The 22785-nt window shown below is 63.4% G+C and carries 20 protein-coding genes; 15 read left to right on the forward strand and 5 right to left on the reverse strand.

All coding sequences use genetic code 11. From position 1 onward, the window contains the following. The first annotated feature begins 61 nt into the window (after positions 1-61). Together KHO49_RS28320 and rnhA are read left to right on the forward strand one after the other, a co-directional pair. The gene (locus KHO49_RS28320) at positions 62-820 is read left to right on the forward strand and encodes a methyltransferase domain-containing protein (protein WP_102865229.1); all 759 of its coding nucleotides are present in this window, start codon (positions 62-64) and stop codon (positions 818-820) included. 109 nt (positions 821-929) lie between these two features. Next, complete coding sequence (gene rnhA, locus KHO49_RS28325; protein WP_102865228.1) at positions 930-1379, forward strand: ribonuclease HI; 450 nt, start codon at positions 930-932, stop codon at positions 1377-1379. Between the two features lie 5 nt (positions 1380-1384). Here rnhA and KHO49_RS28330 read toward each other — a convergent pair whose 3' ends face one another. Beyond that, positions 1385-1708 carry a DUF2388 domain-containing protein gene (locus tag KHO49_RS28330; RefSeq protein ID WP_110595567.1) on the reverse strand — a complete coding sequence of 108 codons (324 nt, stop codon included), beginning with the start codon at positions 1706-1708 and terminating at the stop codon, positions 1385-1387. Positions 1709-1888: 180 nt separating this feature from the next. On the opposite strand from KHO49_RS28330, the gene dnaQ reads away from it, so the two are divergent. The 3 genes from dnaQ (at position 1889) to KHO49_RS28345 (ending at position 5929) form a co-directional block, all read left to right on the forward strand. After that, positions 1889-2638: a DNA polymerase III subunit epsilon gene (gene dnaQ, locus KHO49_RS28335; protein ID WP_102865226.1), complete on the forward strand. Its 750-nt coding sequence runs from the start codon at positions 1889-1891 to the stop codon at positions 2636-2638. A 442-nt stretch (positions 2639-3080) separates the two neighbouring features. Then, entirely contained in the window at positions 3081-5336 is a 2256-nt protein-coding gene (locus KHO49_RS28340; RefSeq protein WP_213666278.1) for an Orn/Lys/Arg family decarboxylase, read from the forward strand. Between the two features lie 14 nt (positions 5337-5350). Beyond that, positions 5351-5929 (forward strand): GNAT family N-acetyltransferase, encoded by a 579-nt coding sequence (locus KHO49_RS28345; protein ID WP_110595568.1) that lies wholly within the window; start codon positions 5351-5353, stop codon positions 5927-5929. Positions 5930-5934: 5 nt separating this feature from the next. Here KHO49_RS28345 and KHO49_RS28350 read toward each other — a convergent pair whose 3' ends face one another. Continuing rightward, a complete protein-coding gene (locus tag KHO49_RS28350; RefSeq protein ID WP_102865223.1) occupies positions 5935-6828 on the reverse strand; it encodes a LysR family transcriptional regulator in 894 nt (297 codons plus the stop codon). Between the two features lie 74 nt (positions 6829-6902). Then, positions 6903-7139, reverse strand: coding sequence for a hypothetical protein (locus tag KHO49_RS28355; RefSeq protein ID WP_102865222.1), 237 nt, complete (start codon positions 7137-7139; stop codon positions 6903-6905). A 215-nt stretch (positions 7140-7354) separates the two neighbouring features. Here KHO49_RS28355 and KHO49_RS28360 point away from each other — a divergent pair, with 215 nt between their 5' ends. Together KHO49_RS28360 and KHO49_RS28365 are read left to right on the forward strand one after the other, a co-directional pair. Continuing rightward, complete coding sequence (locus tag KHO49_RS28360; protein ID WP_102865221.1) at positions 7355-7912, forward strand: NADPH-dependent FMN reductase; 558 nt, start codon at positions 7355-7357, stop codon at positions 7910-7912. Positions 7913-8059: 147 nt separating this feature from the next. Then, positions 8060-9346: an arsenic transporter gene (locus tag KHO49_RS28365; RefSeq protein ID WP_170002453.1), complete on the forward strand. Its 1287-nt coding sequence runs from the start codon at positions 8060-8062 to the stop codon at positions 9344-9346. A gap of 86 nt (positions 9347-9432) precedes the next feature. Here KHO49_RS28365 and KHO49_RS28370 read toward each other — a convergent pair whose 3' ends face one another. Then, the gene (locus KHO49_RS28370) at positions 9433-10410 is read right to left on the reverse strand and encodes a DUF1853 family protein (RefSeq protein WP_213666279.1); all 978 of its coding nucleotides are present in this window, start codon (positions 10408-10410) and stop codon (positions 9433-9435) included. Positions 10411-10572: 162 nt separating this feature from the next. Here KHO49_RS28370 and KHO49_RS28375 point away from each other — a divergent pair, with 162 nt between their 5' ends. From KHO49_RS28375 to pepN, 6 genes are read left to right on the forward strand one after another with little or no spacing between them, the layout of a single operon-like run. After that, entirely contained in the window at positions 10573-11463 is an 891-nt protein-coding gene (locus tag KHO49_RS28375; protein WP_007920913.1) for an NAD(+) kinase, read from the forward strand. After that, positions 11460-12434 (forward strand): metallophosphoesterase, encoded by a 975-nt coding sequence (locus KHO49_RS28380; protein WP_181430804.1) that lies wholly within the window; start codon positions 11460-11462, stop codon positions 12432-12434. Before KHO49_RS28375 ends, KHO49_RS28380 begins: the two co-directional genes overlap by 4 nt. Beyond that, on the forward strand, positions 12431-13300 hold the full coding sequence (locus KHO49_RS28385) for a rhomboid family intramembrane serine protease (protein ID WP_102879620.1): 870 nt from the start codon (positions 12431-12433) through the stop codon (positions 13298-13300). Before KHO49_RS28380 ends, KHO49_RS28385 begins: the two co-directional genes overlap by 4 nt. A gap of 15 nt (positions 13301-13315) precedes the next feature. Further along, positions 13316-13576 (forward strand): YeaC family protein, encoded by a 261-nt coding sequence (locus tag KHO49_RS28390; protein ID WP_011061566.1) that lies wholly within the window; start codon positions 13316-13318, stop codon positions 13574-13576. Beyond that, complete coding sequence (locus KHO49_RS28395; RefSeq protein ID WP_102879619.1) at positions 13573-14403, forward strand: DUF2797 domain-containing protein; 831 nt, start codon at positions 13573-13575, stop codon at positions 14401-14403. The genes KHO49_RS28390 and KHO49_RS28395 overlap by 4 nt, the downstream gene beginning before the upstream one ends. Positions 14404-14415: 12 nt before the next feature. Next, positions 14416-17073: an aminopeptidase N gene (gene pepN, locus KHO49_RS28400; RefSeq protein ID WP_213666280.1), complete on the forward strand. Its 2658-nt coding sequence runs from the start codon at positions 14416-14418 to the stop codon at positions 17071-17073. Positions 17074-17235: 162 nt separating this feature from the next. Here the strand turns inward: pepN and KHO49_RS28405 are convergent, their stop codons facing one another. Continuing rightward, positions 17236-18867: a SulP family inorganic anion transporter gene (locus tag KHO49_RS28405; protein WP_123391046.1), complete on the reverse strand. Its 1632-nt coding sequence runs from the start codon at positions 18865-18867 to the stop codon at positions 17236-17238. A gap of 433 nt (positions 18868-19300) precedes the next feature. Between KHO49_RS28405 and KHO49_RS28410 the strand changes: the two genes are divergently transcribed. Both KHO49_RS28410 and KHO49_RS28415 read left to right on the forward strand, forming a co-directional pair. Beyond that, a complete protein-coding gene (locus tag KHO49_RS28410) occupies positions 19301-20350 on the forward strand; it encodes a WD40/YVTN/BNR-like repeat-containing protein (protein ID WP_213666281.1) in 1050 nt (349 codons plus the stop codon). A gap of 32 nt (positions 20351-20382) precedes the next feature. Then, complete coding sequence (locus tag KHO49_RS28415) at positions 20383-22758, forward strand: efflux RND transporter permease subunit (protein ID WP_213666282.1); 2376 nt, start codon at positions 20383-20385, stop codon at positions 22756-22758. The last annotated feature ends 27 nt before the right edge of the window (positions 22759-22785 follow it).

Consider the following 22785-nt stretch of genomic DNA (forward strand, 5'->3'; position numbering starts at 1 on the left):
GGATTCGCCAAGCGGAAAACAATGGCGCATCTTAGAACTTCTTGGCGTGTTGGAGAATGCAATGACCGATAAAGCCTTCGCTCAGGCAGATCCCGACTGGCTGGCCCTGATCAGTGCGGCCCGGGACTGGTTGTCCGGCCCTCTGGGGCAGTTTCTGCTGGATGAAGAGCGACGCATGCTTGAAGAAGAGCTGGGGCGTTTCTTCGGCGGTTACCTGGTGCATTACGGGCCCTCGGCGCAGACCCCGCCGGCGGCGCCCCAGGTGCAGCGCAATGTACGCCTGGGCGCGCCGTTGCCCGGGGTTGAGATCGTCTGTGAGGAACAGGCCTGGCCCTTGAGCGAACATGCCGCCGATGTGGTGGTGCTGCAACACGGCCTGGATTTCTGCCTGTCGCCCCACGGCCTGCTGCGCGAGGCGGCCAGCAGCGTAAGGCCCGGCGGCCACTTGCTGATTATCGGTATCAACCCCTGGAGCACCTGGGGCCTGCGCCACGTCTTCGCCCATGATGCCTTGCGCCAGGCCCGCTGCATCTCGTCGTCGCGGGTGGGCGACTGGCTCAACCTGCTGGGGTTCGCGCTGGAGAAACGCCGCTTCGGGTGCTATCGTCCGCCGCTTGCCTCGCAGGCATGGCAGGCACGATTGGCGGGCTGGGAGCGCAAGGCCGGGCAGTGGCAGCTGGCCGGTGGCGGCTTTTACCTGCTGGTGGCGCGCAAGATCGCCGTCGGCCTGCGCCCGGTGCGCCAGGTGCGACGCGAACCCATGGGCAAGCTGTTGCCACTGCCCATGGCCAAGGTCAATCGCCGTAACAGCGAACCCTGACGACCTGCAGCAACCTTCTTTTTATATAGACCGGCCGAGTGACCTCGGCCCTGGGCGCTGTCGACCGCAATCGGCAGGCCTACTGGCAATTTTCTGATGGAAGGCGTGGATGAGCGATAGCGTAGAAATCTTTACCGACGGTGCCTGCAAGGGCAATCCCGGCCCTGGTGGCTGGGGCGCTTTGTTGGTGTGCAAGGGGGTCGAGAAGGAACTCTGGGGCGGCGAAGCCAACACCACCAACAATCGCATGGAATTGATGGCGGCGATTCGCGGCCTGGAAGAGCTCAAGCGCCAGTGCGACGTGTTGCTGGTCACCGACTCGCAGTACGTGATGAAGGGCATCAACGAGTGGATGGCCAACTGGAAGAAGCGCGGCTGGAAGACCGCAGCCAAGGAGCCGGTGAAGAACGCTGACCTGTGGCAGCAACTGGATGAGCAGGTCAACCGCCACAACGTCACCTGGAAATGGGTGCGTGGCCACACCGGCCATCACGGTAACGAGCGTGCCGACCAGTTGGCCAACCGGGGTGTAGACGAGGTTCGCGGCTACAAGGGCTGATGGCGTTACAGGGTGAGGATCGCCGCAGCCAGTTGGGTGTCGCTGTAGGCCGGGTTGTGCAGCACCTGGCGAATCCTCTGCAGCGCCGACTCCAGCTGTACGCCGCGAATCGCCCCGTTGCTGGCGATAAAGGCCGCGGCATCGCTGCGGGCTTTCAGGACGATCTTGTCGTCCTTGAACGAGCTGCTGATCCCGGCGGTGCCTTCGCTGCTGGTCAGCAGCCCGCTCATGCTCAGGTCGGTGCTGATCACCAGGCTGGTGGCCTGGCCGGAGTTGTTGAACAGACCGGCCAGCAGCAGGATTGGCAGGTAGCGCCGGAGTGTCGTCATGGCTGGAAAAGTCCGTGGGGAAGATCGGCGGCACCCTAGCAGGCGAGCCTTCGGCCCACCTCAGCAGCTTTGCTAATAACTGTTAAAAAGTGCGCGGCAGCGGCGTGACCGGTGCGCGCACAGTCCATGGGTTGGGCATGCTAAAATCCCGCCCTTTGCCAGATTGAGAACGGACCACTGATGGCCAACAGATCTGTTGTACTCGATACCGAAACCACCGGTATGCCGGTGACCGACGGTCACCGGATCATTGAAATCGGTTGCGTCGAGTTGATCGGTCGGCGCCTGACCGGGCGGCATTTCCACGTTTACCTGCAACCGGATCGCGAGAGTGATGAGGGCGCCATCGGCGTTCACGGCATCACCAACGAGTTCCTGGTGGGCAAGCCGCGTTTCGCCGAAGTCGCCGATGAGTTCTTCGACTTTATCAAGGGCGCGCAGCTGATCATCCACAACGCGGCGTTCGACGTTGGTTTCATCAACAACGAATTCGCCTTGATGGGGCAGCACGAGCGGGCGGACATCACCCAGCACTGCACCATCCTTGACACCCTGATGATGGCCCGTGAGCGGCACCCGGGGCAGCGCAACAGCCTCGACGCCCTGTGCAAGCGCTACGGTGTCGACAACTCCGGCCGTGAATTGCACGGCGCCTTGCTCGACTCGGAGATCCTGGCCGACGTCTACCTGACCATGACCGGTGGCCAGACCAGCCTGTCCCTGGCGGGCAATGCCTCGGATGGCAACGGCTCTGGTGAAGGTGCGGGCCGGGCCTCGGAGATCCGCCGGTTGCCGGCCGAGCGGCCGCGGGGGCGGATCATCCGCGCCAGCGAAGCCGAGTTGGCCGAGCATCAGACGCGCCTGGAGATCATCGCCAAGTCTGCCGGCGCCCCGGCCCTGTGGACCCAGTTGCTCGAAAACCAACACTAAGCCTTTGTCGTCCGTGGCCCCGTAGCCGCTGCCGCAGGCTGCGAACGGCTCCTTAGGAGATGCGGCGCTCTTGAGGGCGCTGGAGATTTGGCGGGAGATCGTCAAGCAAGGTCCTGCGGACCTTTTCGCAGCCTCGCTGTGGCTCGGCAGCGGCTACAGGGTAATGCCGAGCCGAGAGTGTTGTAGCCGCTGCCGCAGGCTGCGAACGGCTCCGAAGGCGACAGAGGTTTGTCGGGAGATCGCCAAGCAAGGCCCTGTGGGCCTTCACGCAGCTTCGCCATGGCTCAGCAGCGGCTACAGGTGTGTGGGGCGTGGGCCGGCAATTGTGCCTGTGCGACCTTTTGTTACATCGAGTCTGTGCTCGGGGTGACAGGCGACGCCAGGAGCTTCTACCCTGAGTCCATTGGCGGGACCTACCCGCCGCCTCAGGACAGCCTGCCCCATGTATAAAGACCTGCAGTTTCCGATCCTGATCGTGCACCGCGATATCAAGTCCGACACGGTGGCGGGAGACCGGGTGCGGGGCATCGCCCGGGAGCTGGAGAAGGACGGGTTCAGCATCTTTTCCGCGGTCAACTACGCCGAAGGGCGACTGGTGGCTTCTACCCATCACGGCCTGGCCTGCATGTTGATCGCTGCCGAGGGCGCCGGGGAAAACACCCATCTTCTGCAAAACATGGTGGAGCTGATCCGCCTGGCCCGGGTACGCGCACCCTTGTTGCCGATCTTCGCCCTCGGGGAGCAGATGACCCTGGAAAACGCCCCCGCCGATGCCATGAGCGAGCTCAACCAGCTGCGGGGCATTCTCTACCTGTTCGAGGACACGGTGCCGTTCCTGGCCCGGCAAGTGGCCCGGGCCGCGCGCAATTATCTCGACGGCCTGCTGCCGCCGTTCTTCAAGGCCCTGGTGCAGCACACCGCCGATTCCAACTATTCCTGGCACACCCCGGGGCACGGCGGTGGCGTGGCCTATCGCAAGAGCCCGGTGGGCCAGGCGTTTCACCAGTTCTTCGGGGAGAACACCCTGCGTTCGGACCTGTCGGTGTCAGTGCCGGAGCTGGGTTCGCTGCTGGACCACACCGGGCCCCTGGCGGAAGCCGAGGCGCGGGCAGCGCGCAATTTCGGTGCCGACCATACCTTCTTCGTGATCAATGGCACCTCCACCGCCAACAAGATCGTCTGGCATTCCATGGTGGGGCGCGATGACCTGGTGCTGGTGGATCGCAACTGCCACAAGTCGGTGTTGCACTCGATCATCATGACCGGGGCCATCCCCCTGTACCTGTGTCCTGAACGTAATGAACTGGGGATCATCGGGCCGATTCCCTTGAGCGAGTTCAGCCCCGAGTCGATCCAGGCCAAGATCGACGCCAGTCCGCTGACCCGTGGTCGGCCGCCCAAGGTCAAGCTGGCGGTGGTCACCAACTCCACCTATGACGGCCTGTGCTACAACGCCGAGCTGATCAAGCAAAGCCTGGGCAACAGTGTCGAGGTGCTGCATTTCGACGAGGCCTGGTATGCCTACGCGGCCTTCCACGAATTCTTCGCCGGGCGTTACGGCATGGGCACCTCGCGCTCCGCTGACAGCCCCCTGGTGTTCACCACCCATTCCACCCACAAGCTGCTGGCGGCTTTCAGTCAGGCGTCGATGATCCATGTGCAGGATGGCGGCGCCCGACAACTGGATCGGGACCGCTTCAACGAAGCCTTCATGATGCACATCTCGACGTCGCCGCAGTACAGCATCATTGCCTCGCTGGATGTGGCCTCGGCGATGATGGAAGGGCCGGCGGGGCGCTCGCTGCTACAGGAAATGTTCGATGAAGCCCTGAGCTTCCGCCGGGCCTTGGCCAATCTGCGGCAGAACATCGCCGCCGATGACTGGTGGTTCTCGATCTGGCAGCCGGAGCGGGTCGAAGGCATCGATCAGGTGCGCACCGGCGACTGGTTGCTGGAGCCCGAAGGCGAGTGGCACGGTTTTGCCGGCGTCACCGACGACTATGTGCTGCTCGATCCGATCAAGGTGACCCTGGTGATGCCCGGCCTTACCGCTGGCGGGGCCTTGAGTGAACACGGAATTCCCGCGGCCGTGGTCAGCAAGTTCCTCTGGGAGCGCGGGCTGGTGGTGGAAAAGACCGGGCTCTATTCGTTCCTGGTGCTGTTCTCCATGGGCATCACCAAGGGCAAGTGGAGCACGCTGCTCACCGAGCTGCTGGAGTTCAAGCGCAACTACGACGCCAATGTCAGTCTGGCCAGTTGCCTGCCCAGCGTCGCCGGGCAGGACCCGCAGCGCTATCAGGGCATGGGCTTGCAGGATCTGTGCGACCAGTTGCACGCCTGCTACCGCAGCAACGCCACGGCCAAGCACCTCAAGCGCATGTACACGGTGCTGCCGGAGGTGGCGATGAAGCCCGCCGATGCCTATGACCATCTGGTGCGCGGCGAAGTGGAGGCGGTGTCCATCGATCAACTGCAGGGGCGTATCGCAGCGGTGATGCTGGTGCCATACCCGCCGGGTATTCCGCTGATCATGCCCGGTGAGCGATTTACCGAAGCGACCCGCTCGATCATCGACTACCTGGCCTTTGCCCGAGCGTTCGACAGCAGTTTCCCGGGGTTCGTCGCCGATGTGCATGGCCTGCAGCATGACGACCAGGACCATGGCCGGCAGTACACCGTCGATTGCGTCAAAGCATGAGGAGTTTTCCTGCTATGCAACCTGTGGTGAATCCCAAGTATCCGGGACTGGCGATCCGTGTGGCCGACGAGGGCTTCGCCGCCTATGTCTGGGGCAGCGACTTCAGCTTCGAAGTCAGTGCCTACGCCGAGGCCGAGCGGGGCATGCCGGTGGCGGACTGGCCGCTGCGCAGGATCGTGCCTTACCGCAAGTGCTATGGCATCGATCCCGAGGAATTCAGCAGTTACCGCAACGCCGCGGACAGCGAGATCTTCATGGCCTACCTGGACGACCAGCCCGTGGGGCACGTGGTGGTCAGCACCAATTGGAACGGTTACGGGCATATCGACGAGTTGGCGGTGCATGCGCCGGCCCGGCGGCACGGCGTCGCCAAGGGGCTGCTGGAGGTGGCGCAGTTCTGGAGTCGCAAGAAGCAGTTGCCGGGGGTGATGCTGGAAACCCAGAACAACAACCTCGGCGCCTGTCGCCTGTATGAGCGCTGCGGCTACGTGGTGGGCGGGGTGGATCACCTGCGTTATCGCGGCATCGATCCGAATACCAGCGAGGTGGCGATTTTCTGGTACCGGCTGTTTACCGATGAGCCTCAGGCGTAACGGTCCTAGCCGGCCAGCAGCGTTTCGGCCTGCTCGGTCAGCAGTTCCAGCAGGGCGCCGAGCAGGGGCGAGTCCTCGCCAGAACTGCGGCGCAAGGCGTACAGCGTGACACTGATGGGGGGTGACAAGGGGCAGGCATCGAGCCCGGCGCCACGGGCACCCACGGCGGTGAACGGGTCGACGATGGCCAGGCCCTCGCCGGCCTCCACCAGGCTGCGCATCATCTGGTAGGTCTGTACCCGGGTCTGGATTACCGGGCTTGGGCGCAGATTCTGCAGCTTGCTGGTGAGTATCACGCTCAGCGGGTCCTGGCCCTCCAGGCCCACCATGGCCTGGCCCGCCAGCTCCTGCAGGGCTACGTATTTCTGCTTGGGTTGCAGCCAGCCATGGGGCGCCAGCAAAAACAGCTTGCCCTGAGCCAGGGCCTGGCTGTGGATGTCCGGGTGTTCGGGGTCATGCAGGCTCAGGCCCAGGTCACAGTCGTGCAGCAGCAGGCTGTGGACCATGTCGCGGGTGCTCTGGCTGAGGAGGCTGCAGGGCGTATCGGCGAAGCGCCGGCGCAGGGCCGCGATGCACTGAGGCAGCAGTTGCTGGACCAGCGGGGGCGTGCCAACGATGCGCAAAGGCGGCGCCTGATGAAACCTCAGGCTGTCAGCCAGGCGTTGTACCGGCTCGAAAGCGTCGTACACCCGGTTGATTGCCGGTTGCAGTTCCCGGGCTTCGCGAGTGGCCTGCAAGCGCCCGCGCACGCTGGCGAACAGCATGAACCCCAATTGGCTTTCGGCATCGCGTAGCAGGGCTTCGACTTCAGCCACCGAGAGTTGCAGCAGCTCGGCGGCGGTGCCCAGGTGGGCGGTTTGCAGGAGCGCCTGAATCACTTCGATATGACGTAAACGCATGCTTGAAGTCCATGTCCAGCCGGTTAGGGAGTCAGGCGTTGAATCCTACCCCAAGTCCGGGCCGGCGGGCATGATCACTCACTGACATAGGTTTCCGGCTCCCGCACGATGGTGACGTCCGATTGCACCAGCAGGAATTGATTGTCATCGAGCTTCTTGACCCGGTCGCCAATGGCCAGGCGGTAGGTGGTAACGGGCTCCGAGCTGGCCTGGTCGCCCTCTGCGGGCATGGATTCCTGGAACTCGTGCACTGAATACACCCGTCCCTCGGCATCTCTTGCATGGAATTGTCCGACAAGTACTGCTGCCATCTTTAGAGCCTCTGGAGATAAAACACGCAAATTCGGTGCTGTAGACCCGACGTGTGCAAGGTAAGTTTTGCCGGCCGGAAAAAATAATCCGCCGTCGCAGCAGGCGGCCTCCCAGGTCTTGGAACTTATGCAGGGAAATGGTTTGTGTGGGGTAGCAGGCGACCCCCAGGCTCATCTATAACTAACACCTTCTTCAAGCCAAGGGTTGGAATGCAATGAGCAATGTCTACAAAGTCGCAGTGCTGGTCGGCAGTCTGAGAAAACAATCCCTGAATCGCAAGGTGGCCCTGGCGCTGGCCGAGCTGGCGCCGGCGAACCTGCAGTTGAGCATCGTCGAGATTGGCGATCTGGCGCTGTACAACGAAGACATCGACGTGACGCCTCCCGCGGCCTACACCCGCTTTCGCGAACAGATCGGCGCTGCCGATGCGGTACTGTTCGTCACCCCGGAGTACAACCGCTCGGTACCGGCAGCCCTGAAGAACGCCATCGACGTGGGTTCGCGTCCCTATGGCAAAAGTGCCTGGAGCGGCAAGCCCGGAGCGGTGATCAGCGTTTCCCCCGGGGCCATCGGCGGCTTCGGTGCCAACCACCACCTGCGCCAATCCCTGGTATTCCTCAATGTGCCGTGCATGCAGCAGCCCGAAGCCTACTTGGGCGGCGCCGGCTCGGCGTTCGACGAAGCGGGCAAGCTGTCGGAAGCGACCCGGCCGTTCCTGCAGAACTTCATCACCGCCTACGGCCAATGGGTCGAGCAGCACAAGAAGGCTTGAGTGCTGTCTGTCACCCACATTCTCCTGCTGTGGTAGGCACCGGTTTGCCGGCGAACGGGCTCCTGGGGCTTGTATCAGCCTCAGGTGCACGGTCGCTGGCAAGCCAGCTCCTGCGCTAGTCCCCTCTTTATTCAAGATTTCTTAGTCATGTTGATTGCAGTATCGATTTTCTTGCTGACCATTACCCTGGTGATCTGGCAGCCCAAAGGCCTGGGCGTCGGTTGGAGCGCGGTGTTCGGCGCGCTCCTGGCCCTGTTCTGCGGCGTGGTGCAACTGGCCGACATCCCGGTGGTGTGGCAGATCATCTGGAACGCCACCGGCACCTTCGTTGCGCTGATCATCATCAGCCTGCTGCTGGACGAGGCCGGGTTCTTCGCCTGGGCGGCCCTGCATGTGGCGCGCTGGGGGCGGGGCAGGGGGCGACGGCTGTTCGCCTTCATGGTGCTGTTGGGAGCCCTGGTGTCGGCCCTGTTCGCCAACGACGGCGCGGCGCTGATCCTCACGCCCATCGTCATTTCCATGCTGCTGGCCTTGCGCTTTTCTGCCGCCACGACCCTGGCTTTCGTCATGGGGGCCGGCTTCATCGCCGACACCGCAAGCTTGCCGCTGGTGGTGTCGAACCTGGTGAACATCGTCTCCGCGGACTTCTTCCAGATAGGTTTCAACCGTTATGCGGCGGTGATGCTGCCGGTCAACCTGGTGAGCGTCGCGGCGACCCTGGCGGTGCTGCTGTGGTTTTTCCGCCGGGACATCCCTGAGCAGTACGATCCGCGGCAACTGGCCGAGCCGGCCAGTGCCATCCATGACCGGGCGACCTTCATCGCCGGCTGGTGGGTGCTGCTGATCCTGCTGCTGGGCTGTTTTGCCCTGGAGCCGCTGGGGATTCCCATCAGCGCTATTTCCGCGGTCTGCGCCACCTTGCTGCTGGTGATCGCGGCACGTGGGCACAAGATATCCACCCGCAAAGTGCTCAAGGAAGCGCCATGGCAGATCGTGATTTTCTCCTTGGGCATGTATCTGGTGGTTTATGGCTTGCGCAATGCCGGGCTGACCGGGTACCTGGCGGGCTGGCTCGACGGCTTTGCCGCTGGTGGCGTCTGGGGGGCGGCGCTGGGCACCGGATTGCTGACGGCGGGGCTGTCATCGGTGATGAACAATTTGCCCACGGTGCTGATCGCTGCCTTGTCCATCGATGCCAGTCAGGCCACCGGGGTGGTCAAGGAAGCGATGATCTACGCCAATGTCATTGGCAGCGACCTGGGGCCGAAAATCACCCCCATCGGCAGCCTGGCCACATTGCTTTGGCTGCATGTGCTTGAACGCAAGGGTATCCATATTGGCTGGGGTTATTACTTCCGGGTCGGCATCGTGCTGACACTGCCGGTGCTGCTGGTGACCCTGGCGGCCCTGGCGTTGCGGCTTTCCCTGGTATAGCGAAACCCCACCGAGCCGGCTTGCCGGCGAAGGGGGCGGCGAGATGTGTGCCCGGCGGGGGAGGACTTTCGCTGGCACGCCAGCGCCTACGCAGGTTGGTCTCTGGGCGCTAGGGGCTGGGTCGCGGGGACGTTGGGCCAGAGGTCGGCCACCAGGAACAGGCGCTCGGCTTCTTCCCAGCCCCCTTCGGCTGTTTCCACCAGTCGTACCAGCAGCTGCGCCGGGGCCTGGGCGTCCAGTTCTGCAAGCCATTGCTGCAGTTGCCCGGCCGTCCAGGCCTGTTCGGCCGGATAGTGAGCCGGAGCCAGCCAGGCGTGGCGGGGCAGGGGCTGCCAACGCCCGGGTGCGCTCTGGGCGATGAAGGCGGGCCAGTCACGCTGGTGCAGCCAGCGCCCTCGCAGGTGCTGCGGGTGAGCGCCTTGAGGTGGTTCGGCGTGGCCCGGCCAGGGATAGAGCAGGTAGCCCCCCAGCCACAGGTGGGCGCTGAACTGCTGGATATCCAGCGCCGCCAAGGCTTCGCGGCTTTCGGCGCGGGCGGAAATCGGCAGTTGGTGCTCGTCCAGGTGCGCCAGCTTGCGGTCCAGGCGGTCGTGACAGCCCGGGCCAAGCCATTGCGCGCTGTCGCAGCCGTTGCCGTGCTGCGGGCCCAGGTAGAGCTTGATCGCCAGCTCCAGGTGATGCACGCCTTCGCGGTCGCGCAGCAGCATGTCCAGTTCACCGAGGGTGTGCCCCTCACGGCGGATCGGCAGGTTGGCCGCCAGCAGTTCCACCCCCGGCGCATGCTGCACGGCAAATTGCCAGAGGCGTTCGTAGTACAGGCCCAGGCGCCGGGTCCGACCCTGATTCAGCCAATGGCGCAAGGCGCGGTTGTCCAGATCCTGGCATCGCAGCCAGTGGGCCAGCAGTTGTGGCGCCAGCACCCAGTCGCTGCCGGCCAGGGGGTGGCGCTGTGGCCAGGGCGTATGGCTGAGCATCGGCGGCGCGAGGATGACCCAGGCGAGGTCGCGGACTTCAGGTTGACGCAACTGGCGGGGGAGGCTGAGCAAATCCGGGAACAGGAGCATCTTGCGAGCATAGACGCAAACCTGTGCCGTTCGCGATAAATGCGTGCCACTCGCAGTTGCGTCGCCTGCTCCCAAGCGCCCGTGGCTGAAAGGATTTTGTCTAACGCCGGGTTTCGCCCATAATCCTCCGTTTCGCCCGTACCCGAATTCCGCAGGAGCCCCATGGAGCAGTTTCGCAATATCGGCATTATCGGTCGCCTGGGCAGTTCCCAGGTGCTGGACACAGTTCGCCGACTGAAGAAGTTTCTGCTGGCGCGCCACCTGCACGTGATCCTTGAAGACACCATCGCCGAAGTGCTGCCGGGCCACGGTCTGCAGACCTCCTCGCGCAAGCTGTTGGGCGAGGTCTGCGACATGGTCATCGTGGTCGGCGGCGACGGCAGCCTGCTGGGCGCCGCTCGGGCCCTGGCCCGGCACAATATTCCGGTGCTGGGGATCAACCGCGGCAGCCTGGGCTTTCTCACCGACATCCGCCCCGATGAGCTGGAAGTCAAGGTTGCTGAAGTGCTCGACGGTCACTACCTGGTGGAAAACCGCTTCCTGCTGCAGGCCGAAGTCCGTCGCCATGCCGAGGCCATCGGCCAGGGCGATGCGCTCAACGACGTGGTGCTGCACCCGGGCAAGTCGACGCGGATGATCGAGTTCGAGATCTACATCGACGGCCAGTTCGTCTGCAGCCAGAAGGCCGACGGCCTGATCGTCGCCACGCCTACCGGTTCTACGGCCTACGCGCTGTCCGCCGGCGGCCCGATCATGCATCCCAAGCTGGATGCCATTGTGATTGTGCCGATGTACCCCCATACCTTGTCTGGAAGGCCGATCGTGGTCGATGGCAACAGTGAGCTGAAAATCGTCGTGTCCAAAGATATGCAGATCTATCCGCAAGTCTCCTGTGACGGGCAGAACCACTTCACCTGTGCCCCGGGCGACACCATCACGGTCAGCAAGAAGGCGCAGAAGCTGCGCCTGATCCATCCGCTGGACCACAACTACTACGAGGTCTGTCGGACCAAACTCGGCTGGGGCAGCCGACTGGGCGGTGGAGGCGACTGATGCTCGATCCCGCGCGTAGCTACGACCTGATCGGTGACGTGCACGGTTGCGCCCTGACCCTGGAGCACTTGCTGGATCGGCTCGGGTATCACAAGCAGGGCGGCGTCTGGCGGCACCCGTCGCGCATGGCGGTGTTCCTCGGTGACATCATCGACCGCGGCCCGCGAATCCGTGAATCGCTGCATATCGTCCACGACATGGTGGTGGCCGGCCAGGCGCTGTGCATCATGGGCAACCATGAATTCAACGCCCTGGGCTGGAGCACCCCGGCGGCGGCCGGCAGCGGCAAGCAGTTCGTGCGCGAACACACCCCGCGCCATGCCCGACTGATCCACGAAACCCTGACCCAGTTCGAACACCACCCTGGTGACTGGCACGACTTCCTCGAGTGGTTCTATGAACTGCCGCTGTTCGTCGACGCCGGGCGCTTTCGCGTGGTGCACGCTTGCTGGGATGCCGGCCTGATCGCGCCCCTGCGCCAGCAGTATCCGGACGGTTGCATCGATCGAGCCTTCCTCCAGGCCTCGGCGCTGCCCGACAGTTTTGCCAGCACCGCCTTCGATCGCCTGCTGCGCGGCACCGACATGCGCCTGCCCCACGGCCTGACCATGACCAGCGGTGACGGCCTGACCCGGGCGTTCTTTCGCACCAAGTTCTGGGAAGACGACCCGCAGACCTACGGCGACATCGTCTTCCAGCCCGATGCCTTGCCCGATCCAGTGGCGCGCACGCCGTTGTCCCCAGCCGAGAAAAACAGCCTGCTGCGCTACGGCGCCGACGAACCGATGCTGTTCGTCGGCCACTACTGGCGCAGCGGCAAGCCGGCGCCGATCCGGCCCAACCTGGCGTGCCTGGATTACAGCGCGGTGCTCTACGGCAAGCTCGCCGCGTATCGGCTGGACCAGGAAACCCGCCTGGACCCGAATAAATTTGTCTGGGTCGACGTCGAGCGGCCCGAGGTGTTGCGATGAGCGCGGTAGCGGTTTTGCGTCTGCCCCTGGCCACGGATCTGAGTGGTTTCGTCAAACTGCTGCAGCGCATGCAGGTGCCGCACCGAGTCAGTGAGGAGGCCGGCGAGCAGGTGCTCTGGGTGCCGGAATCCATCAGTGAGGATGTGCGGGGCCTGTACCAGCGCTTTCCCCAGGGCGATCCCGAGCAGCAACTGGATATCCCGCAGGCGGCCACCCCGGCCCGCGTCGGCCTGGGGGAGCAGTTGCGCCGCAGCCCGATTACCGCGTTGATCCTGCTGCTGAGCCTGGCGGTTTGCGGCATCACCTTGCTGGGGGACAACCTGCAAACCCTCGGCTGGTTTACCTTCCTCGAGTTCCGCGTGGTCGGCGACTACATCCAGTTCAGTTCCCTGGCCGACAGCCTGGCGGCGGGGCAGTGGTGGCGCCTGGTGACGCCGATGCTGATCCACTTCGGCATCCTGCATATCGCCATGAACGGCATGTGGTACTGGGAGCTGGGGCGGCGTATCGAGTTGCGCCAGGGCAGCATCAACCTGCTGGGCTTGACCCTGCTGTTCAGCCTGGTGTCCAACTACGCCCAATACTATTTCAGTGGCCCGACCCTGTTCGGCGGCCTGTCCGGGGTGCTCTACGGTCTGCTCGGGCATTGCTGGATCTACCAATTACTGTCCCCCAACCCCATCTACCGCCTGCCCCGGGGCGTGCTGGTGATGATGCTGGTGTGGCTGCTGCTGTGCCTGTCCGGGCTGGTGTCGATGATCGGTTTCGGCGAAATCGCCAACGCCGCCCACGTCGGCGGGCTGCTCGTCGGTTGCCTTACTGGTTTGTTGGGCGGCTTGTACAGTCGCCGTAAACTGGCCCTTTGAATGCTGGAGTCTTGTATGTCGTCCTTTGTCGAAATGATCGAAAACATCACCCCCGAGATCTACCAGAGCCTGAAGCTGGCGGTAGAAATCGGCAAATGGTCCGACGGCCGCAAGCTCACCGCCGAGCAGCGCGAACTGTCGCTGCAGGCGATGATCGCCTGGGAAATGCAGAACCTGCCCGAGGACCAGCGCACCGGCTACATGGGCCCGCAGGAATGCGCTTCGAAGTCGGCGCCGGTGCCGAACATCCTGTTCAAGTCGGATGCCATCCATTGATCGAGATTGGCCGCGGTTCCATCAGCAAAATGTCGGCACGCCTGGACGGGCCGAATGTTCAGTACGCTTTTCGCCTGGGTGACAGCGAGGTGCCGGTCAACCCCCTGATCGGTACTCAGGTGCGCCTGGAATACCTGGGGGCGATCCACTGCACCCACTGCGGGCGCAAGACCAAGACCAGTTTCAGCCAGGGTTACTGCTATCCGTGCATGACCAAGCTGGCCCAGTGCGATATCTGCATCATGAGTCCGGAACGTTGCCACTACGACGCCGGCACCTGCCGCGAGCCGTCCTGGGGCGAGCAGTTCTGCATGACCGATCACGTGGTCTATTTGGCCAACTCCTCGGGGATCAAGGTCGGTATCACCCGCGCCACCCAGTTGCCGACCCGCTGGCTCGACCAGGGCGCCAGCCAGGCGCTGCCGATCATGCGCGTGGCGACCCGCCAGCAATCGGGCTTCGTCGAGGATCTGTTCCGCTCCCAGGTGGCGGACAAGACCAACTGGCGTGCCTTGCTCAAGGGCGATGCCCAGGCGGTGGACCTGGTGGCGGTGCGCGAGCAACTGTTTGAATCCTGCGCCGAGGGCCTGTTGGCCCTGCAGGAGCGTTTCGGCCTGCAGGCGATTCAGCCGGTGACCGATATCGAGCCCCTGGAGATTCGTTATCCGGTCGAGCAGTACCCGGCCAAGATCGTCAGCTTCAACCTGGACAAGAACCCGATTGCCGAAGGCACGCTGCTGGGGATCAAGGGCCAGTACCTGATCTTCGACACCGGCGTGATCAACATTCGTAAGTACACGGCCTACCAGCTCGCCGTGCATCAGTAGAAGGAATTCGCCATGCGCACCGACCAACCGAAGATGATCTACCTGAAGGACTATCAGGCCCCCGAGTACCTGATCGACGAGACCCACCTGACCTTCGAGTTGTTCGAGGACCACAGCCTGGTCCATGCGCAGCTGGTGATGCGTCGCAACCCGGCCCGTGGCGCCGGGCTGCCGCCGCTGGTGCTGGATGGCCAGCAGCTGGAGCTGCTATCGGTGAGCCTCGCCGATCAGCCGCTGAGTGCTGACGACTACCAGCTGGACGACAGCCACCTGACCCTGCACCCCACCAGCGCCAGCTTCACCCTGGACACCAGCGTGAAGATCCACCCGGAAAGCAACACCGCCCTGGAAGGCCTGTACAAGTCCAGTGGCATGTTCTGCACCCAGTGCGAAGCCGAGGGCTTTCGCAAGATCACCTATTACCTCGATCGCCCGGATGTGATGAGCAAGTTCACCACCACCGTGGTGGCCGAGCAGCACAGCTACCCGGTGCTGCTCTCCAACGGCAACCCCATCGCCAGCGGCCCCGGTGAAGACGGCCGGCACTGGGCGACCTGGGAAGACCCGTTCATGAAACCCGCCTACCTGTTTGCCCTGGTGGCCGGTGACCTGTGGTGCGTGGAAGACAGCTTCCGCACCCAGAGCGGCCGCGATGTGGCGCTGCGCATCTATGTCGAGCCGGAAAATATCGACAAGTGCCAGCACGCCATGAACAGCCTGAAAAAGTCCATGCGCTGGGACGAAGAGACCTACGGCCGTGAATACGACCTGGACATCTTCATGATTGTCGCGGTGAACGACTTCAACATGGGCGCCATGGAAAACAAGGGCCTGAACATCTTCAACTCCAGCGCCGTGCTGGCCCGTGCCGAAACCGCCACCGACGCCGCCCACCAGCGGGTCGAGGCCATCGTCGCCCACGAATACTTCCACAACTGGTCGGGCAACCGCGTGACCTGCCGCGACTGGTTCCAGCTGTCGCTCAAGGAAGGCTTCACGGTGTTCCGCGATGCCGGTTTCTCCGCGGACATGAACTCGCGCACCGTCAAGCGCATTCAGGACGTGGCCTACCTGCGCACCCACCAGTTCGCCGAAGACGCCGGCCCCATGGCCCATGCCGTGCGCCCGGAAAGCTTTATCGAGATTTCCAACTTCTACACCCTGACCGTGTACGAAAAGGGTTCGGAAGTGGTGGGCATGATCCACACCTTGCTCGGGGCTGAAGGTTTCCGTAAGGGCAGTGACCTGTACTTCGAGCGCCATGACGGTCAGGCCGTGACCTGTGACGATTTCGTCAAGGCCATGGAAGATGCCAACGGCGTCGATCTGACCCAGTTCAAACGCTGGTACAGCCAGGCCGGTACGCCACGGCTGGCGGTCAGCGAGTCCTACGACGCGGCGGCCAAGACCTACAGCCTGACCTTCCGCCAGAGCTGCCCGCAGACCCCGGACAAAGTGGAGAAACTGTCGTTCGTGATCCCGGTGGAGCTTGGCCTGCTGGACTCGAAAGGGGCGGGTATGGCCCTGCGCCTGTCCGGCGAAAACGCCGCCCAGGGGACTTCCCGGGTGATCTCGGTGACCGAGGCCGAGCAGACCTTCACCTTCGTCGATATCGCCGAACATCCGTTGCCATCGCTGCTGCGGGGCTTCTCGGCGCCGGTGAAGCTCAGCTTCCCCTACAACCGCGACCAGCTGATGTTCCTCATGCAGCACGACAGCGACGGTTTCAACCGTTGGGACGCCGGCCAGCAGTTGGCCGTGCAAGTACTGCAAGAACTGATTGCCCAGCATCAGCAGGGTCAGGCGCTGGTGATGGACGACCGTCTGGTGACCGCCCTGGGCACCGTGCTGGCGGATGACAGCCTGGACCAGGCCATGGTCGCGGAAATGCTCTCCCTGCCGGGCGAGGCCTATCTGACCGAGATCAGCGAAGTGGCGGATGTCGAGGCGATCCATGCGGCTCGCGAGTTTGCCCGCCAGCAACTGGCTGACAGCCTGTTCGATGCGCTGTGGAAGCGTTATCAGGCTAACCGGGCAGTGTCCAAGGCCACGGCCTATGTCGCCGAGTCCGAGCACTTTGCCCGTCGCGCGCTGCAGAACATTGCGTTGTCCTATCTGATGTTGACCCGCAAGCCCGAAGTGCTGGCGGCGGCCATCGAGCAGTTCGACAGCGCCGACAACATGACCGAGCGCCTCACCGCCCTGGCGGTGCTGGTCAACTCGCCGTTCGAGGCCGAGAAGGCCCAGGCTCTGGCAGTGTTCGCCGAGAACTTCAAGGACAACGCCCTAGTCATGGACCAGTGGTTCAGCGTCCAGGCCGGCAGCCCGTTGCCGGGCGGCCTGGAGCGGGTCAAGGCGCTGATGCAGCACCCGGCGTTCAACCTCAAGAACCCGAACAAGGTGCGGGCGTTGGTGGGGGCTTTTGCCGGGCAGAACCTGATCAACTTCCATGCGGCGGATGGTTCGGGTTATCGCTTCCTGGCGGATCTGGTGATCCAGCTCAACGGCTTCAACCCGCAGATTGCCTCGCGGCAACTGGCGCCACTGACTCGCTGGCGCAAATACGACAGCGCCCGCCAGGCGCTGATGAAGGGCGAACTGGAGCGCATCCGTGCTTCCGGCGATCTCTCCAGCGACGTGTTCGAAGTGGTGAGCAAAAGCCTCGCCTGACGGCGGCAGCGGCTACGCCTGTAGCCGCTGCTGAGCCTGCGAAGCTGCGCCAAGCTCCGCAGGACCTTGCTTGGCGATCGCTGTCATACCTCTGTCGGTCTTGAGATCGATGCGTCCCTGCGACGCAGTGCCGCCCAGACCGTTCGCAGTCTGCAGCAGCGGCTACAGAGGGGGCAGTGCGCTGCTCAAGTCGCGGTGATAGTTCTGCGCGCCAATGGCGTGCAGGATGCCCACTCGCTCAAGCTTGGCATGAACCTTCAGGTTGGCTTCGCACAGTTTCACCACGATCCCGCGCTTGTGCAGCTGACCTATCACTTCCTCCAGGGTCTGCAGCCCAGTGATATCCATGAACGGCACATGCTTGAGGCGGATGATCAGCAGCCTGGGATCGCTATGGGTCTGGGCCAGGGCCCGTTCAAAGGTTTCGGCAGCGCCAAAGAACAGGGGGCCTTCGATGGTATAGATCAGCACCCCAGCAGGCAGGTGCCCGCGTCCTTTGCCGCGCAATTCATTCTCCAGATCCTCTCCCACCACTTGCTGCACCTCCACCGAGGAGGCCATGCGCCGCAGAAAATGCAGCATCGCCAGGATCACTCCGATGTTCACCGCGATCACCAGATCACTGAACACCGTCAGCACAAAGGTACACAGCAGGATCGCCACATCCGCCCGGGGCGCGCGTTGCACCATGCGCTTGAAGTGGTGCAGCTCACTCATGTTGTAGGCCACCACGAACAGGATCGCCGCCAGGGCGCACAACGGGATATTGGCCGCCAGCGGCGCGAGAAACAGGATGATCAGCACCAGCACCACGGCGTGGGTGATGCCGGCCAGCGGGCTGCTGCCGCCGTTGCGGATGTTGGTGGCGGTGCGAGCAATGGCGCCGGTGGCGGCGAACCCGCCAAACAGCGGCGTGGCCAGGTTGGCGATGCCCTGGCCGATCAGTTCCTGGTTGGAGTCGTGGCGGGTGCCGGCCATGCCGTCGGCCACCACCGCCGACAACAGTGATTCGATGGCTCCGAGCATGGCGATGGCGAAGGCCGGTCCTATCAGGTCGAGTATCCGTGGCAGGCTGATCTCGGGCAGTTGCAGGGTCGGCAAGCCCTGGGGAATGCCGCCAAAGGCACTGCCGATGGTGGCCACGCCCTGGAACTGGAACAGTGACTGCAAGGCGGTGGCCAGGACCATGGCAACCAGCGGCGCCGGCAGGCGCTTGAGCGCGGGGATCTTGGGTACCCACAACAGCAGCGCCAGGCTGAGCAAGGCCAGCAGGGTGGTGGCCAGGTGCAGTTCGGGCAGGGCTTGCAGCAGGTGCCAGAGCTTCTGGTGGAAGTGCTCGCCCTGGACGGCGGGCAGGCCGAAAAAGTCTTTCCACTGGCTGACCCAGATGATCACCCCGATCCCGGCGGTGAAGCCGAGAATTACCGGGTCGGGGATGAATTTGATCAGGGCGCCCAGGCGGCTGATGCCCAGCAGGAACAGGATGATCCCGGCCATCATGGTCGCCAGCTGCAGGCCGTCGACCCCGTACTTGGCGGTGACCCCGGCGAGAATCACGATAAAGGCCCCGGTGGGGCCGGCGATCTGCAAGCGGCTACCGCCGAACAGCGACACCAGCAGGCCACCGACGATGGCGGTGTAGATGCCCTGTTCCGGCTTGACCCCGGAGGCGATGGCAAACGCCATGGCCAGGGGCAGCGCCACCACGCCGACAATCACCCCAGCCACCAGGTTGCGAGCCCAGTGCCGGGGGCCGAGCAAGCCAGCCTTCCACGCCTCGCGTATGGCAATCATGCGTCACTCCTGAAGGTCATCGGGCTCGCCACCCACGCAGCTCATCATAGTCAACGCTGGGTAGCGGCGGCTTATGCCCTGGATCAGCCTTTGGTCGTGTACCGGCGCTACACGCCGACAGGCCGCGCAAACCTCAGCTAAATTGACAAGCTTTTCGTACCGGCATCAACGCTTCCTCGCCTGCTGCAGAGGAGCATCGATCAGCCCAGCGAATGCCCGAGCATTCAGGGGCCTTGCCAGACGCGGTGATTAACAAAAGATAACGTGGCGTTGATTGTCAGACCTTTCCAAAGCCCGATAGGATAGCCCGCAGCCGAAGGGGCTCTAGAGTGCAGGTTTCAGGACGATCTTCACGGTCGGTCCAGGCATCGCAAACCCCTGAAGGCGCCCTGAGAGGTCAAATGACCTGACAATAATAATGGGGGAATGGTCTATGAGTGAGCCTGTCATGGGTGTAGTTGTTGGCCGCCCGCCGGCGCTGCGCACGTTCGCATTGCTGGCTACAGCGCTCTCGCTGTTGGGTGTCGTGACGCTGTCGACACCGGTCCTGGCCGCTGCCACCGCAGCGGATACTGTCTATTCCATCGAATCGCCCAAGGCGGTGAAAAGCCTGATGCTCGATGTGGTCCACGCCGGCAAGCGCCTGGTGGCAGTGGGCGACCGCGGGCACATTCTCTATTCCGACGATCAGGGAGCGTCCTGGGTGCAGGCCAAGGTGCCCACCCGGCAACTGCTGACCGCGGTGTATTTTGTCGATGACCAGCACGGCTGGGCGGTGGGCCACGATGCCCAGGTCCTGGCCAGCACCGATGGCGGTGTCACCTGGAGTCGGCAGTTCCAGGACCTCAAGCGTGAAGCGCCCTTGCTCGATGTCTGGTTCAAGGACACCCGCAACGGCTACGCCGTCGGTGCCTATGGCGCGTTGCTGGAAACCACCGACGGTGGCCAGCACTGGGAAGACGTCAGCGATCGCCTGGACAACGAAGACCAGTTCCACCTCAACGCCATTGCCCAGGTCAAGGATTCCGGACTGTTCATCGTCGGCGAGCAGGGCAGCCTGTTCCGCTCCGCCGATGACGGGCAGACCTGGGAACGCCTCGAAGGCCCCTATGAAGGCTCGCTGTTCGGCGTGATCGCTACCGGCCAGCCGGCGACCCTGCTGGTGTTCGGCCTGCGGGGCAATCTCTATCGTTCCACTGATTTCGGCAACACTTGGGAGCAGGTGGAGTTGAACGCTGCCCGTGGCGCCCTGGAGTTCGGCCTGTCGGGTGCTACCTTGCTGGACGACGGCTCGCTGGTGATCGTCGGCAACGGCGGCAGCGTGATCCGCAGTACCGACCACGGCCAGACCTTCAGCGTATTCAACCGTGCGGACCGCCTCTCGCTGTCGGCGGTGACCGCTGCCGGCAATGGCAAGCTGATCCTGGCCGGGCAGGGCGGGGTGCGGATCTCTGCGGCAACCGGCGCTGACGTCGGCAAATAAGCCGGGCACATAATAAGAAGGTGGGGAATTCCATGAGCAGTCATCACCAGGACAAGGCGAACTTTCTCGAACGCCTGATTTTCAACAACCGCCCGGCAGTGATCTTCATTTGCCTCTTGGTCAGCGCTTTTCTGTTCTGGCAGGCGACCCTGATTCGGCCTTCCACCAGTTTCGAAAAGATGATCCCGCTCAAGCACCCGTTCATCGAGCGGATGATGGAGCACCGCAATGACCTGGCCAACCTGGGCAACACCGTGCGTATCTCGGTGGCGGCCCGCGACGGCGACATCTTCACCCAGGAGTACATGGAGACCCTGCGGCAGATCAACGACGAGGTGTTCTACATCTCTGGCGTCGATCGCTCCGGGCTCAAGTCGCTGTGGAGCCCCAGCGTGCGCTGGACCGAGGTGACCGAAGAAGGTTTCGCCGGTGGCGAGGTGATTCCCCAGAGCTATAACGGCTCGCCCGAAAGCCTCGACCAGTTGCGCAACAACGTCCTCAAGTCCGGCCAGGTCGGGCGCCTGGTGGCCAACGATTTCAAATCCAGCATCGTCGACATCCCGTTGCTGGAGTCCTACCCGGACCCTCAGGACCAGGGCAAGCTGCTGGCCCTGGACTACCAGAAGTTCTCCCACCAGCTGGAAGAAAAGATCCGCGACAAGTTCGAAGCGCAGAACCCCAATGTGAAGATCCACATTGTCGGTTTCGCCAAGAAGGTCGGCGACCTGATCGATGGCCTGATCATGGTGGTGATGTTCTTCGGCGTGGCCTTCATCATCACCTTGGTGCTGCTGTACTGGTTCACCTGGTGCATCCGCAGCACCATCGCGGTGCTGATCACCACCCTGGTGGCGGTGGTCTGGCAGCTGGGGCTGATGCATGCCTTCGGCTTTGGCCTGGACCCGTACTCGATGCTGGTGCCGTTCCTGATCTTCGCCATCGGCATCTCCCACGGGGTGCAGAAGATCAACGGCATCGCCCTGCAGTCCAGTGACGCCGACAACGCCCTGACCGCGGCGCGGCGGACCTTCCGCCAACTGTTCCTGCCGGGGATGATCGCCATCCTCGCCGACGCCGTGGGCTTCATCACCTTGCTGATCATCGACATCGGGGTGATCCGCGAGCTGGCCATCGGTGCCTCCATCGGTGTGGCGGTGATCGTGTTCACCAACCTGATCCTGCTGCCAGTGGCGATTTCCTACGTCGGCATCAGCAAGCGCGCCATCGAACGCAGCAAGAAGGATGCCTCCCGCGAGCATCCGTTCTGGCGCCTGCTGTCGAATTTTGCCAGCCCCAAAGTGGCACCGATCTCCATCGCCCTGGCCCTGGTGGCCTTTGGCGGCGGCCTCTGGTACAGCCAGAATCTGAAGATCGGCGACCTCGACCAGGGCGCGCCGGAGCTGCGTCCCGACTCGCGCTACAACAAGGACAACAACTTCATCATCAGCAACTACTCCACCAGCTCCGACGTTTTGGTGGTGATGGTCAAGACCGCGTCCGAAGGTTGCTCGCGCTATGAAGCCATGGCTCCCATCGACGAGCTGATGTGGAAGATGCAGAACACCGAGGGCGTGCAGTCGGCGATCTCCCTGGTGACTGTGTCCAAGCAGATGATCAAGGGCATGAACGAGGGCAACCTGAAATGGGAAACCCTGTCGCGCAACCCCGATGTGCTCAACAACTCCATTGCCCGGGCCGACGGCCTGTACAACAACAACTGCTCCCTGGCGCCGGTGCTGGTGTTCCTCAATGACCACAAGGCCGCGACCCTGGACCGCGCGGTGCATACGGTGCAGGAATTCGCCGCGCAGCACAACAAGGATGGCCTGGAGTTCATCCTCGCCGCCGGCAACGCCGGGATCGAGGCGGCCACCAACGAAGTGATCAAGGAGTCCGAGCTGACCATCCTGATCCTGGTGTACATCTGTGTGGCCGGCATGTGCATGATCACCTTCCGCTCCTGGGCGGCGACCCTGTGCATCGTCCTGCCGCTGGTGCTGACCTCGGTGCTGGGCAACGCGTTGATGGCCTTCATGGGCATCGGCGTCAAGGTCGCGACCTTGCCGGTGGTGGCGCTGGGGGTGGGCATCGGTGTCGACTACGGCATCTATATCTACAGCCGTCTGGAAAGCTTCCTGCGTGCCGGACTGCCGTTGCAGGAGGCTTACTACCAGACCCTGCGTTCCACCGGCAAGGCGGTGCTGTTCACCGGCCTGTGCCTGGCCATCGGCGTGTGCACCTGGATCTTCTCGGCGATCAAGTTCCAGGCCGACATGGGCCTGATGCTGACCTTCATGCTGCTGTGGAACATGTTCGGTGCCCTGTGGCTGCTGCCGGCCCTGGCGCGGTTCCTGATCAAGCCGGAGAAGCTGGCGGGGCAGAAGGGCAACTCGCTGTTCGCTCACTGATCCAGGCGTTTTGAACACTCAGCCGCG

Origin of the sequence: Pseudomonas sp. RC4D1 (assembly GCF_018390395.1) — a bacterium.
GTDB lineage: Bacteria > Pseudomonadota > Gammaproteobacteria > Pseudomonadales > Pseudomonadaceae > Aquipseudomonas > Aquipseudomonas danubii.

Bases quoted from the DNA above. Each gene is read 5' to 3' on its own strand.
- KHO49_RS28320 (WP_102865229.1), top strand. From the start codon at position 62: ATGACCGATAAAGCCTTCGCTCAGGCAGATCCCGACTGGCTGGCCCTG.
- rnhA (WP_102865228.1), top strand. From the start codon at position 930: ATGAGCGATAGCGTAGAAATCTTTACCGACGGTGCCTGCAAGGGCAAT.
- KHO49_RS28330 (WP_110595567.1), bottom strand. From the start codon at position 1,708: ATGACGACACTCCGGCGCTACCTGCCAATCCTGCTGCTGGCCGGTCTG.
- dnaQ (WP_102865226.1), top strand. From the start codon at position 1,889: ATGGCCAACAGATCTGTTGTACTCGATACCGAAACCACCGGTATGCCG.
- KHO49_RS28340 (WP_213666278.1), top strand. From the start codon at position 3,081: ATGTATAAAGACCTGCAGTTTCCGATCCTGATCGTGCACCGCGATATC.
- KHO49_RS28345 (WP_110595568.1), top strand. From the start codon at position 5,351: ATGCAACCTGTGGTGAATCCCAAGTATCCGGGACTGGCGATCCGTGTG.
- KHO49_RS28350 (WP_102865223.1), bottom strand. From the start codon at position 6,828: ATGCGTTTACGTCATATCGAAGTGATTCAGGCGCTCCTGCAAACCGCC.
- KHO49_RS28355 (WP_102865222.1), bottom strand. From the start codon at position 7,139: ATGGCAGCAGTACTTGTCGGACAATTCCATGCAAGAGATGCCGAGGGA.
- KHO49_RS28360 (WP_102865221.1), top strand. From the start codon at position 7,355: ATGAGCAATGTCTACAAAGTCGCAGTGCTGGTCGGCAGTCTGAGAAAA.
- KHO49_RS28365 (WP_170002453.1), top strand. From the start codon at position 8,060: ATGTTGATTGCAGTATCGATTTTCTTGCTGACCATTACCCTGGTGATC.
- KHO49_RS28370 (WP_213666279.1), bottom strand. From the start codon at position 10,410: ATGCTCCTGTTCCCGGATTTGCTCAGCCTCCCCCGCCAGTTGCGTCAA.
- KHO49_RS28375 (WP_007920913.1), top strand. From the start codon at position 10,573: ATGGAGCAGTTTCGCAATATCGGCATTATCGGTCGCCTGGGCAGTTCC.
- KHO49_RS28385 (WP_102879620.1), top strand. From the start codon at position 12,431: ATGAGCGCGGTAGCGGTTTTGCGTCTGCCCCTGGCCACGGATCTGAGT.
- KHO49_RS28390 (WP_011061566.1), top strand. From the start codon at position 13,316: ATGTCGTCCTTTGTCGAAATGATCGAAAACATCACCCCCGAGATCTAC.
- pepN (WP_213666280.1), top strand. From the start codon at position 14,416: ATGCGCACCGACCAACCGAAGATGATCTACCTGAAGGACTATCAGGCC.
- KHO49_RS28405 (WP_123391046.1), bottom strand. From the start codon at position 18,867: ATGATTGCCATACGCGAGGCGTGGAAGGCTGGCTTGCTCGGCCCCCGG.
- KHO49_RS28410 (WP_213666281.1), top strand. From the start codon at position 19,301: ATGAGTGAGCCTGTCATGGGTGTAGTTGTTGGCCGCCCGCCGGCGCTG.
- KHO49_RS28415 (WP_213666282.1), top strand. From the start codon at position 20,383: ATGAGCAGTCATCACCAGGACAAGGCGAACTTTCTCGAACGCCTGATT.